Annotated in this window: 11 protein-coding genes; 6 read left to right on the plus strand and 5 right to left on the minus strand. The window is 71.7% G+C overall.

Annotated elements, in window-relative coordinates:
* Nucleotides 1-164 precede the first annotated feature (164 nt).
* The gene (locus tag ACN28A_RS15515; RefSeq protein ID WP_421396003.1) at nt 165-2,138 is read right to left on the minus strand and encodes a histidine kinase; all 1,974 of its coding nucleotides are present in this window, start codon (nt 2,136-2,138) and stop codon (nt 165-167) included.
* Between the two features lie 157 nt (nt 2,139-2,295).
* Here ACN28A_RS15515 and ACN28A_RS15520 point away from each other — a divergent pair, with 157 nt between their 5' ends.
* The 3 genes from ACN28A_RS15520 (at nt 2,296) to ACN28A_RS15530 (ending at nt 6,458) form a co-directional block, all read left to right on the plus strand.
* Nucleotides 2,296-4,617, plus strand: a complete 2,322-nt coding sequence (locus tag ACN28A_RS15520) for an HAD-IC family P-type ATPase (RefSeq protein ID WP_421396005.1) — start codon at nt 2,296-2,298, stop codon at nt 4,615-4,617.
* Between the two features lie 194 nt (nt 4,618-4,811).
* Nucleotides 4,812-5,681, plus strand: coding sequence for a hypothetical protein (locus ACN28A_RS15525; protein WP_421396007.1), 870 nt, complete (start codon nt 4,812-4,814; stop codon nt 5,679-5,681).
* Between the two features lie 177 nt (nt 5,682-5,858).
* Nucleotides 5,859-6,458, plus strand: coding sequence for a dihydrofolate reductase family protein (locus tag ACN28A_RS15530; protein WP_421396009.1), 600 nt, complete (start codon nt 5,859-5,861; stop codon nt 6,456-6,458).
* A gap of 52 nt (nt 6,459-6,510) precedes the next feature.
* Here ACN28A_RS15530 and ACN28A_RS15535 read toward each other — a convergent pair whose 3' ends face one another.
* On the minus strand, nt 6,511-8,205 hold the full coding sequence (locus tag ACN28A_RS15535; protein WP_421396011.1) for an FG-GAP repeat protein: 1,695 nt from the start codon (nt 8,203-8,205) through the stop codon (nt 6,511-6,513).
* Nucleotides 8,206-8,745: 540 nt separating this feature from the next.
* On the opposite strand from ACN28A_RS15535, the gene ACN28A_RS15540 reads away from it, so the two are divergent.
* Nucleotides 8,746-9,012: a hypothetical protein gene (locus ACN28A_RS15540; protein ID WP_421396013.1), complete on the plus strand. Its 267-nt coding sequence runs from the start codon at nt 8,746-8,748 to the stop codon at nt 9,010-9,012.
* On the plus strand, nt 9,009-9,515 hold the full coding sequence (locus tag ACN28A_RS15545; protein ID WP_421396015.1) for a hypothetical protein: 507 nt from the start codon (nt 9,009-9,011) through the stop codon (nt 9,513-9,515). The genes ACN28A_RS15540 and ACN28A_RS15545 overlap by 4 nt, the downstream gene beginning before the upstream one ends.
* Before the next feature lie 85 nt (nt 9,516-9,600).
* Here ACN28A_RS15545 and ACN28A_RS15550 read toward each other — a convergent pair whose 3' ends face one another.
* Both ACN28A_RS15550 and ACN28A_RS15555 read right to left on the minus strand, forming a co-directional pair.
* Nucleotides 9,601-9,915: a hypothetical protein gene (locus ACN28A_RS15550; protein WP_421396016.1), complete on the minus strand. Its 315-nt coding sequence runs from the start codon at nt 9,913-9,915 to the stop codon at nt 9,601-9,603.
* A 94-nt stretch (nt 9,916-10,009) separates the two neighbouring features.
* Nucleotides 10,010-10,258: a hypothetical protein gene (locus tag ACN28A_RS15555; protein ID WP_421396018.1), complete on the minus strand. Its 249-nt coding sequence runs from the start codon at nt 10,256-10,258 to the stop codon at nt 10,010-10,012.
* A 242-nt stretch (nt 10,259-10,500) separates the two neighbouring features.
* On the opposite strand from ACN28A_RS15555, the gene cutA reads away from it, so the two are divergent.
* Nucleotides 10,501-10,830 carry a divalent-cation tolerance protein CutA gene (cutA, locus tag ACN28A_RS15560; protein ID WP_421396020.1) on the plus strand — a complete coding sequence of 110 codons (330 nt, stop codon included), beginning with the start codon at nt 10,501-10,503 and terminating at the stop codon, nt 10,828-10,830.
* On the opposite strand, the gene ACN28A_RS15565 is transcribed toward cutA, so the two are convergent.
* Nucleotides 10,811-12,001, minus strand: coding sequence for a helix-turn-helix domain-containing protein (locus tag ACN28A_RS15565; RefSeq protein ID WP_421396022.1), 1,191 nt, complete (start codon nt 11,999-12,001; stop codon nt 10,811-10,813). The two genes, cutA and ACN28A_RS15565, sit on opposite strands and share 20 nt — an antisense overlap.
* Nucleotides 12,002-12,080: the final 79 nt, after the last annotated feature.

Consider the following 12,080-nt stretch of genomic DNA (forward strand, 5'->3'; position numbering starts at 1 on the left):
CGCCCGCCAGCCGCCAGCCGCCAGCCGCCAGCCGCCAGTCGCCAGTCGCCAGTCGCCAGTCGCCAGCCGACAACCGCCAGCCGACAGCCGCCAGCCGAGAACCGACAGCCGAGAACCGACAGCCGACTCCCGGCCCGACAATGCTGTCGGGGGCGGGAGTCGGGTCAGGTGCCGGGGAGCAGTTCCTTCGACACCAGTCGGCCGTGCGCGGCGCAGATCCGGTAGACGTCCAGCCGGGGCTGGAGCACGTCGCCGTGTGAGCGGTAGTACCGGCAGTCGGCACCGGCGGGCGACGGCAGCGGGTCGGGTTCCGGCGGCTCCAGCATCTCCCGTCGGGGCAGCAGGGGGAGCACGGTGGCCCAGTCCTGCCCGACCCGCAGTTCCGCGTACCGGTGCGGGTTGAGCACGGAGTTGCTGGTCGCGTAGAGGTAGTAGCCGAGGGCGGCACCGCCGAGCGTAACGGCGAGCGTCGCCAGCACCGTCGTGGCCGCGACCAGGCCCCGGCGGGCCTCCCGCTGCACCCGGCGCCGCAGGTCGGCCGCCGGGACCGTGTCGGTGGGTTCCCCGGGAACCGTGTCGGTGGACAGCGGTTCCCCGGGGGCCGTGTCGGTGGACAGCGGCTTGGCCAGGGCCCCGCCGGAGGAAGACGGTTCGGCCGGGATCGAGCCGGCGGGCAGCGGTTTCGGCGGGACCGGGCGGCCGGCCCGGACGGGCAGTCGGGCGACGACCTCGAAGCCGCCGTCCCGGGCACCGGCGCGCATGGTGCCGCCGGTCAGGCGTACCCGCTCACGGAGTCCGACCAGGCCGCGCCCGCCCCGGGCCGGACCCGGCGCGGCGGGTGGTGCACCCGGCGGCGGGGCGGTGTTCCTGACCTCGACCAGCACCGCCCCGCTGTCGCCGGCGTCGGCGTCGGCGTCGAGCCGCACCGTGACCGCCGCGCCGGCCGCGTGCTTGTTGGCGTTGGTGAGCGACTCCTGCACCACCCGGAAGACGGCCCTGGCCACCATCGGCGGCAGAGGTTCCGCCGCCCGCCCTTCGTGCAGCTCCACCGACATTCCCGCAGCCCGCGCCCGACGGACGAGCTCGGCGACCTCCCCGACGCCCCCAGCGATGTTCCCGACGCCCCCAGCGATATCCCCTGGGCTCCCGGTCACCTCCCCTGGGCTCCCAGCGGTTCCCCCGGAGCCCAGACCGGACCGGCCAGGCCCCCGGGTGGCCTCGGCGGGACCCTCGGCGGCCCGGCCGGGGTGCCGGGTGGCCCGGCCGGGGAGCCGGGCGGCCTGGTCGGGGTGCCGGGTGGCCCGGCCGGGGAGCCGGGCGGCCTGGTCGGGGTGCCGGGCGGCCTGGTCGGGGTGCCGGGCGGCCTGGTCGGGGTGCCGGTGGGCGTCTTCGGCCGGGTCGTCCCGGAGCACGTCGATGATGTCCCGCAACTGGCCGGTGGCGGTAGCCGCGCCGGCCCGGAGCTGCCCGGCCGCCGCCCGGGTCCGTTCGTCGAGGTCGGGCAGGAGTTCCAGGGCGCCGGCCCGGAGCGCGAGCAGGCTCAACTCGTGGCCGAGCGAGTCGTGCATGTCCTCGGCGATCCGGGCCCGCTCGCGCAGCCGTACCTCCCGGGCCAGCATCCGCTGTTCGCGTTCGAGCTGCTCCGCCCGCTCCCAACCGGCGGCGACGAGTGCACGTTGCTGCCGCCGGTAGCGGCCGACAAGCCACGGGAAGAGCCCGGCGTAGACAAGCGCGCCGGCCATCGTCGCCCAGGGCACGAAACCGGACCGGCTCCACACCAGCGGGGTACCCAGCACCGCGAGCCCGGAGTAGCTTGCCGCCGCCGGCCAGGTGCCGGCCATCCGGCGGCCGAGCAGATAGCTGACCGGCGGCAGGGCGAAGCAGTAGTTCCCGTCCAGCGCGCAGAGCGCCACCACGACGAAGAGCGGGACCAGCGGCAGGCGCCGTCCCACCGCCAGCGCACCGCCCAGGGCTGCCAGGCCGCCGAGCAGCAGCACCGGCGGGTACGACCGGTGCCCGGCCCAGCCCGACGTCACCAGCCCGGCCAGCACCGCCCAGAGCAGCAGGTCGGCGGCGAGGGCCCGGTAGCGCGGTCGCCGCCCGCCCCCGAGCCGGACTGCCTGGGTCGCGGGTCGCACCGTTGCGACGGTACCCAGGCAGCCCGCTCGGCACGATCCGGGGCGCCGCCGAGGCGACCCGGAAATCGCGGGGTACGCCTACCCTGAGAAAGGTCAGGGTCGGCGGTTGACCATCGGGCGCAGCCGGGCGGCGGCCCGGCTTCGTAGCTTTTCGACCATGCTGACAATCGAGTCCGGGCTGAGTACCGCCCAGGTCGCCGAACGGATCGCGGCGGGGCAGGTAAACGACGTTCCGGTCCGGTCGGCCAGGAGCGTCGGGGAGATCGTCAAGGCGAACCTGTTCACCCGGATCAACGCGATCATGGGTGTGCTGTTCGGGGTGATCCTCGCGGTCGGCCCGATCCAGGACGCGCTCTTCGGCGGCGTGATCATCGCCAACACCCTGATCGGGGTGGTCCAGGAACTGCGGGCCAAGCGCACCCTGGACCGGCTCGCGATCGTCGGCGCCGCCCGCCCGGTGGTACGCCGGGACGGTCACGCCGTCGAGGTGACCGCCGCCGACCTGGTGCTGGACGACCTGGTCGAGTTGGGTCCCGGCGACCAGATCGCCGTCGACGGGGTGGTGGTCGAGGCGGAGCAGTTGGAGGTCGACGAGTCGTTGCTGACCGGCGAGGCCGACCCGGTGGTCAAGCAGGCCGGCGATCCGCTGCTCTCCGGCAGCTTCGTCGCCGCCGGTACCGGGGCGATGCGGGCCACCAAGGTCGGCCGGGCGGCGTACGCGGCCCGGCTCGCCGAGGAGGCCAGCCGGTTCACCCTGGTCGACTCGGAGCTGCGCGGCGGGCTGAACACCATCCTGCGGTTCGTCACCTGGCTGATCGTGCCGACCGGACTGGCCCTGATCGTCAGCCAGTACCTGGTCAACTCCGACGACCTGCCGGAGGCGGTCCGTCGGATGGTCGCCGGACTGGTGCCGATGGTGCCGGAAGGACTGGTCCTGCTCACCTCGGTGGCCTTCGCGGTCGGGGTGATCCGGCTCGGCCGGCGGCGCTGCCTGGTGCAGGAACTGCCGGCGATCGAGGGACTGGCCCGGGTCAGCGTGGTCTGCCTGGACAAGACCGGCACCCTCACCGACGCGGCGATGACGGTGGCCGAGGTACGCCAACTCGACCCGACCGCCCCGGTGCCGGAGCTGCTCGGCCTGCTCGGTGCCGCCGACGAGCGGCCGAACGCCAGCCTGCGGGCGGTCGTCGAGGCGTACCCGGCGCCGCGCGGGTGGCGGATCGCGGAGCGGGTGCCGTTCTCGTCCGCCCGGAAGTGGGGCGGGGCCACCCTCACCGACCCGGACGGGACCAGCGGGCAGTGGCGGCTCGGCGCTCCCGACGTACTGCTGCCGGCCGGCCATCCGGCGCTCGCCGAAGCGGACGCGCACGGCGAGCGGGGCCTGCGGGTGCTGCTGCTGGCCCGCGCCGAGGAGTCGGCAGCCGACCGGGTGAAGCCGGCGGCGCTTGTGGTGCTCGCCCAGCGGCTACGGCCGGAGGCGCCGGACACGCTGCGTTACTTCGCCGAGCAGGGGGTGGCGGTGAAGGTCCTCTCCGGCGACAACGCCCGCTCGGTGGGTGCGGTCGCCCGCAGCCTCGGGCTGCCCGGCGCCGAACACCCGGTCGACGCCCGGGAACTGCCGACCGATCCGGCGGAACTCGCCGAGGTGGTGCAGCGGCACACCGTGTTCGGCCGGGTCGGGCCGCAGCAGAAGCGGGACCTGGTGGCGGTGCTCCAGGCCGCCGGGCACACGGTGGCGATGACCGGGGACGGGGTCAACGACGTACTCGCGCTCAAGGACGCGGACATCGGGGTGGCGATGGGCTCGGGCAGTCCGGCCAGCCGGGCGGTGGCCCAGATCGTGCTGCTGGACGACAACTTCGGCGCGCTGCCGGCGGTGGTCGCGCAGGGGCGGCGGGTGATCGGCAACATCGAACGGGTCGCGAACCTGTTCCTGACCAAGACCGTCTACTCGGTGCTGCTTGCCGTGACGGTGGTGCTGAGCCAGGTGCCGTACCCGTTCCTGCCCCGGCACCTGACCATCATCTCGTCGCTGACCATCGGCATCCCGGCGTTCTTCCTGGCGCTGGCCCCGAACACGGAACGGGCCCGGTCCGGGTTCGTCAGCCGGGTGCTGCGGTTCGCCGTACCGTCCGGGGTGGTGGCGATGGCGGCGACGATCACGTCGTACCTGTTCGCCCGGAGTGTCTACCACGGCGACCTGGCCGCGGAGACCTCGGCGGCGACGCTGACCCTGTTCCTGGTCGGGCTCTGGGCGGTGGCGATCATCGCCCGGCCGTACACCTGGTGGCGGATCCTGCTGGTGCTGGCCCTCGGGTGCGCGTTCGCGGTCATCCTGGTGGTGCCGTTCCTCCAGGACTTCTTCCAGTTGAGCCTGGTCGGCACGACGGCGCCGGTCGTCGCGGTGGGCCTCGCGGTCGCCGCCGGAACGCTGCTGGAACTGGTCCGGCTCGTGTCACGTCGCGGCGTACGCAGGTGAGTCTCGACTACCCGCCGAGGCGGCACGAATTGGTGAGTCGGGAGTGGACTCCTTTCTCGTAACGTCGTTGTCGGCCGGGAAAAACCCGGGCCGGGAACGGGTCTCCCCCGAAAGAAAGCGAATTCGGGAACTGTCGGCGAAATGACAGTACGGGTGACCCGGGCAGGTAACGAGAAGCGAGGAGAGGCTGCCCGATGTACGTACGACAGAATGGCGCTGGGCGGGTCCGGCGGATCGCCACCACGGCGGGCCTGGCGTCCGCCGCGCTGCTGGTGAGCCAGCTGCTGGTCACGCCGGCCAGTGCGGTACCCGGCCTGGTGTTGAAGGTGACGGGCGGCCAGAGCAACAGCGAGTGGAAGACGACGAACGCGAACTGCCCGGTCGGCACGACCGTGCTCGGCGGCGGCGGCCGGATCGTGAACGGCAACGGCCAGGTGACGATGGACACCATGCTGCCGCTGGTCGGCGGCGGGGCGTGGTCGGTGACCGGGCGCGAGGACGGCAACGGGTACGGCAACGACTGGTCGATCACCACCAGCGCGCTCTGCGCCCCCGAGCCGGCCGGTCTGGAGACCCGCACCCAGTTCTCCGACCACGACTCCAACCTGGGCAAGACGATGGACGTCGCGTGCCCGCCGGGCAAGAAGGTCCTCGGGCTGGGTGCGGAGATGTCCGGCGGCCTGGGTCGGGTCGTCATCGACGACCTGCGGCCGAACGCCGACCTGACCGGCATCACGGTGGCCGGGATGGAGGACGGCGGGCCTGACTACCTCGGCAAGTGGACGATGGTCGGCAAGGCGATCTGCGCGACCCCGCCGGCCGGACTCGTCCGGATCACCGGCTTCGGGGTGTTGGACTCGACCACCCCGAAGACGGCGGTGGCGCGCTGCCCGGAGGGGAAGCGGGTGCACGGCGTCGGCGGTGAGATCGACAACGGTCAGGGTGAGGTGCGGATGACCGCGATGTGGGCGAACTCGTCCACCACCGTCACCGTGACCGGTGCCGAGGAGGAGGGCGGCTACGGCAACTCCTGGGCCGTCAAGGCGTACGCGATCTGCGCCTGACCGTCCCCGACCTCGACAGTCCCCGTACGCCCGGGCAGGGCGTACGGGGACTGTCGTCGTCCAGCCGGACGCGGAGGCGGAGGAAGAAGTTTCGGGGCCGATGTCGAAAATCGCGGCTGGGCGACGTTGTGTTCACAGGGAAGTCGAAGTCGTAAGTCGTACGAAGGGAACAGCGTCATGGGCAAGGTAATCACCGGCGGCACGATGTCGATCGACGGCTACATCGCCGGCCCCGAGGAGAGTGGCTTCGACCTGCTGTTCCAGTGGTACGGCAACGGTGAGGTCGAGATTCCGACCGCCAGTCCCGACGTGCCGCCGCTGCGGCTGTCCGCCGCGAGCGCGGAACTCGTCAAGGACGAGTGGGGCAACACCGGTGCCCTGGTCGTCGGCCGGCACCTCTACGACATGACGAACGCGTGGGGCGGCCGGCATCCGATGAACGTCACGGTGGTGGTGCTCACGCACAACCCGCCGGAAAATCGACCGGCGGCGGACGAGAACTTCGTGTTCGTCACCGAGGGCATCGAGGCCGCCGTCGCGAAGGCGCAGGAGATCGCCGGCGACAGGACGGTCGTCGTCAACGGCGGCCAGATGGCCCGGCAGGCACTCGAAGCCGGTCTGCTCGACGAGATCGGCATCGAACTCGTACCGGTGCTGCTCGGCAGCGGCACGCCACTCTTCGCCGACCTGGGCGCCGTACCCGCGCAGTTCGAAGGCCCGACCAGGGTGGTGGAGGGCGCGGGCGTCACCCATCTGCGGTACCGCGTCAGGAAGTGACCCGGAGCGCCGCCGGTGACCGGGCTGCCTCGCCCGGTCACCGGCGGCCAGCTCAGCGGTGCAGGAGTGTGTGGCCCAGGCTGTACGCGTCGACCTCCGCCCCGGTCCACCAGTCGACCGCGTGCAACCCGACAAGCGTCCGGTCGTACGGCGGCTTGCGCTTCCCGCTGTACGACAGTTCCAGCTCCACCACCAGCCCGCTGTCGGCGTCCATGCTGGTCGCGGCGAGCATGTCGAGCGGGCCGGTCCCGTCGAGGTTGAGGATCGCCGTCGCCTCGCCGAAGTAGTCGAACGGCCGCGGCGGCCCGAAGGATGTGCTCGGCTCTCCGACCGGCTTCGCGTGGTAGACGTCCTGGGTCACCATCACCGAGCCCTGCCCGGTCAGTCCCTGCGCGGTGCCGGGGACCAGCAGCACGGCCCCGGCGTCCTGCACGGTGCCGAGGTCGTAGGTGATCGCCCCGGTGAGCACGTCGGCCCGCCCGTCGCCGGTGACGTCCCCTGTAGACAGTCCGGTGCCGAAGTACGAGTGCGGCGAGTCACCCTCGACGTACGTGTGCGGGTCGCCGGGTACCCCCGGGGTCTCCATGCTGATCGTCCTGGCGCCGGACGTGCCAAGGCCGGCCGGCATTCCCGGCACGTAGACGAGGTAACCGACCCAGCTCCGGGGCGCGGCGGCGACCAGGTCGCCGTCCCCGTCCCCGTCGACGTCGGCGATCGCCAGCTCGTCGCCGAGCGCGCCGACGCCGACGGCGGTACCGGAGACGGACGTCACGCCGCTGGTGCTGACCCCGCCGGCGCCGCCGCGCAGCAGGGTGACGAGACCGCCCTGGTACGGAGCGACGCCCTCGTCCTCCGAAGGCGCGCTGACCGCGAGGTCGTCGTACCCGTCACCGGTCAGGTCGCCGATCGCGACCGCGGTGCCGAAGGTGTCGCCCGAATGGACGTCACTCGGCACACCCGGGGTGTGCTGGGTGAGGAGCTGGGCGCCGGTGCTGGTGATCCCGGTCGAGCTGCCGTAGAGGACGGTGACGGAGCCGGCGTTGACCGCCCCGTTGACCGTCTCGCCGTTCGCGCCGACGGCGAGATCGTCCCGGCCGTCACCGTTGAGGTCACCGGCGGCCAGCCCGGTGCCGAACATGTCGTACTCGCCCATCTCACCCGGCACACCCGGGGTGTCCTGGTTGAGGTGCTGCGGGCGCCCGGTGTCGAGGCCGGTGGGGCCACCGTAGAAGATCCAGACCGCACCGCCGAAGGCGGCGCCGGCCGGGGTGAACTCACCCGGGTTGCCGACAGCCAGATCTGCGTAGCCGTCGGCGTTGAAGTCCCCGGAGGTCATCTCGTCGCCGAAGTTCGGCCGGGTCGGGGAGCCGATCGGCGCGACGATGTTGTCCCGGTACGGCAGGCCGGAGTAGTCCACGACGATGCCGTAGCCGCCCGTGTAGAGGAAGCCGCCGGTGACGATCTCGTCTTTGCCGTCCCGGTCGATGTCGAACCGGGAGGTCGTGGCGGTAGCGGCGATCTTCGGGGTGGCGGTGCCGGTGGTGCCCACGCGCCGCACGGCGATGGAGGCCCCGTCCCGGTTGACAGTGGTGGCGCCGTCCCGGCTGACGGTGGTGCTGGCGTCCCGGTTGACGGCGGTGCTGGGCCGTGGCTTGGCCGGCTCGGCGGTGGCGGCGGTCGTCGGCAGGATGGCGACGAGCACGGCGGCACAGGCGGGCACGGCGCACCAGCGCAGGCGAGGGCGCACGATGATCTCCCCGTGAGTTTGGCGGTGCGCACATGATGCCAGCGCGGAGTTCCGCCCGGCTCGGCCGTTCGGTGGACGACCGTCCCACTGTGCCGGCAACCTTTCGACGGTCCTGCCTTCGGGGTGGGGTTGCGGGTGAACCAGGGTCACGGTCAACTCCAGGTACGTCCCGAGCCGCGCCGTCGTGGCGTGGCAGAGTCGTACATCGACAGCCTCCCGTCAGCGGCTCGGGCCGGTGTCCCGGGCACTCGACGGCTTTCGGGGTGACCTCCGCCGCCGTCGCTTCGGGACGGCCGAGGTCCCAACCATTTGATCTATCAAGTTCCCCAGGGAGCCTGGACTGGGTCCGGCGGCGGGCCAGGCGGCAGGCTGGTCGTCGGCGGACGCCGCTCGGGCCGCGGTGACGTCCTGGGTGGCCTTTCTCGACCGGCTGGCCTCCTCGGCGGACCGGCTGGCCGCCCGGCTGCGGTCGCCTACCAGGCCAGCGACGCGCGCGCCGAGGCGAGCCTGCGGAAGCCCGGCTCCGCCAGCGACGACGGAGTGTCCGAGCCGGTCGAGACCCACGGGAAGTACAGCAGCGCCATCCCGCTTCTCGGACCGCACCTGGTCGACGCCTACGACGACACACACGGGGCCAGCCCGCACGAGCAGGAGTTCGGCGCCAACCGATTCCACGTCGACACGAGCGGCCACAGCGCCTACTGGCAGGAGGGCAGAACCAGCCTGCAGAACCAGGCCGGCATCGTCGTCGGCCGGTACGACATCGTCGGGCTGGACCACGGCCTGCCGCCGCACGGATGGCGGTGACGAACATGGTCGACGCGGTCAGCCGTGCAGTGGTGCTGACTGTCGGCCTCGTTGCCGTGCTGCTGGCGGGGTGCGGTTCCGACCGGGACGGAGACGATTCGCGAGAGGTCAACCAGGCCGACGCCAGAGAGCTCGTCGAAGAGTACGGCCGGCAGGTCTTCGGCGCCGTCCACGCCCCGGCCCAGGGGCTCGACCCCATTCCGAACCCCTGCGACGGCAGGTTCGGTGAGATCTCCGGGACCGTCTACCCGATGGTCGGCCACGGCCAGATTCCGGTGCCGGAGGCGGAACAGGTCGGCACCCTCGCCCGGCTACGCGACCACTGGCAACAGCACGGGTATTCCGTCGAGGAGGACCGGGTGTTCCCGGACGGCCGGACCGGAACGGTGGCCGTACGCAATCCGGTCGACGGGATGCGCATCAGGGTTACCAGCACCGAACCTCCGACCATGTTCGCGCTGATGGTTTCGACGCCCTGCTACCGGTCGGACGAACCACTCTGAGCCCTCGCCTCGCCTTCCCGGTCGGTCCCTGTGTGGTGCCGGGGGTGCGCCGGCAACTTTCGCCGTTCTGCCTAACGGCGAGTGGTCACCTGGACCGGTCGGTTGCGATGGAGAGCATGTCGACCCGCACCAGGAGGTGCAGGCAGGGTGGATGCGGATCGACGTACGCCCAGGTGCAGGTCGGATGCTCGTGCCCGGCCACCCAGACCCAGAGCCCGGCCTCGTCCGCGCGGACGGCGTTGCGGTGGACCCGGGTCACGGTCATCTCCAGGTACGTCCCGAGTCGCGCCGTCGCGCAGTGCGACCACTCCCCGGGCGCGAGCCGGAGCAGGGTGCCGGCCGGCAACTCGGGGATCCGGTCCTGTGCGGCCCTGCCGGCTCTCGGTCGCAGTTCGGTCATCGCCATTCGCGGTACCGGCGCCAGCGGTGGCCGTCCCACCGGTAGTCCCGCACGTACCCCGGCCAGCGCCCGGCCCACCATCGGCGCAACCAGCTCAGCACGGGGTACTCCCGCTGCTGTTCGTAGCTGAGTGGGGCGGACCGAGGAGGGAGGTCGGGTCGTGCCAGGCGCGGACCTGCTGAGTGGAGCCGGACCCGTCTTCGCGGTCCGGGTCGTCGCGCTCCCGGCGGGCCATTTCGAGTACCCGCTGGCGCGCCGCTTCCGCCTCGGCCGCGTCCCACTCCCACGCCGCCCGCTCCACGTCGGCAATACGGCGATCCTTCCACCACTTCCACCATCTCAACGGGTGCACTCTCTGTCGCTCCTGCGTTATCCGAGGAGCCGGCCCGGGGCTTGGTAGGGAAGTCGGTACCCCGGGCCGACAGGGCGCTCGGGTTGCGACTCGGATGCCGTAAGGCCGGTCGCGCGCCCCGGCTCGTAGCCTTTCGACTGCGGCTCCCGGGTGACAGAGTCGCGGCGTCCTCCGACCGTCCGCCGCCGTTTGCTCGCTGTCCGCAGACGGCGGGACGGCTACGCTCTACCCGCGTGACGGATTATCTCGAGGTAGCCACCGCAACCGAGACGCGCGAGGCAGCGGTAGACCTCGCGGAGCATGTCGTCGCTGCGCGGCTGGCCGGCAGTGCTCAGATCATCGGCCCGGTAACAAGCGTCTTCTGGCACCTGGGGGAGCAGGGAACCGGCGAGGAGTGGCGATTGTTGCTCTACACGACCGGCGAGCGATACCCAGCTCTTGAGGCTGTCCTGTTGCAGCGGCATCCCTGGGACAATCCGCAGGTGACGGCTACTCAGATTGTGGCTGGCTCCGCTGCCTGTCTGCGCTGGCTCCGCGAGTCCGTCACCGCGCAGATCGAGTAGTTGTCAGATCCCGTAGCTCGGCGACACACGACAGTCCCGCATGAGGGGCGAGCCGCGTGAGCAGTGCCTCGATCCGCTGCTTGGGGCGGACCGACGCGACGCCGGAGGACAGCCTTACGGCCTTCTCGGCGGTCACGCAGCACTGTTCGATCTCGTTGACGTCCAGATAGGCATCGGCGAGCCAGGACAGGTACAACGCCTTGTCGCGGGCGTGGGTGTCGTCGTAGCGGCGGAGCACCGATTCGAGGACGGGGATCGCCCGCAGCGGCCGACGCAGGACCGTCCAGCATCGTCCGGTCATGATCTCGGCTTCCTGCTGGTCGACCCAGTACACCCAGTCCGGCTCCGGCCGGTCGTCCTGATCCGTCAGGCAGGTCACGCCGATGTCGAGATGTCGCTCGGCGTCCTCGGGTTGCCCGTGCACGGCGTGAATCCAGGCGCGACGCATGTGCAACAGCGCGCGGACGCTTGGCGTCGCAGTCGGATCGGCAGTCTCGCAGGCTTCCACGATCGTCGCTGTCGCGGGTCTACCCAGGGCTAGATCCTGATACGCGACAAAGGCCATGGCATTGCCGGCGAGCGGCGCGTCTCCGGCGTCACGGGCGGCGGTGAGGCTGGTGCCGTAGAGCCGCTCAGCTTCGTCGTACCGTCCGGCATCGAACGCGGCCCAACCGGCCATCTGCGCCTGCTCGGCGCAGACCGACAGCAGTGCCCGGCCGGTACCGTCGGGGTAACTTCCGTCTTGGATCAGCCGCAGCGTCGAGTTCAACTCGGCGGTGTACATCTGGTACGTGTCGGCCCCGCCGAGGTAGTCGTCGATCCGTCGCAGCCGGGCGGTGCGGTCGGCAATCTGCTGCGGCACATCAGCGGAGACTCTACGGCCGTAATCGAGAATCGCCTCGGGGAGGACGACGGCGATTCCGGCATGTGCGATCACCGCACGCCGACGTACGCCCGTCTGCGCGAGGGCCGCCAGGGCACCATCGGCGCCGAGGGCTCCGTCGATGCGCAGAGCCGCCTGCTGTGTCGGCTCCTTGGCTCCGGTCTCCAACTCGTGCAGGTAGCTCTTGCCGTAGAACGCCACCCGCGCGAGTTCACGCAGCGACAACCCGCGCTCGGCCCGGAGCCGGCGCATCTGATCTCCGAATCTTGGCGTAGCAGAGTCGTGCATCGGCGGCTTCCCCGTACTGGATCGGGCCGGTGTCCCGGGCATTCTGGGTTCGGGGCGACTTCTCGGACGATACCGGGCT

It is taken from the genome of Plantactinospora sp. WMMB782 (genome assembly GCF_049179135.1).
GTDB lineage: Bacteria > Actinomycetota > Actinomycetes > Mycobacteriales > Micromonosporaceae > Plantactinospora.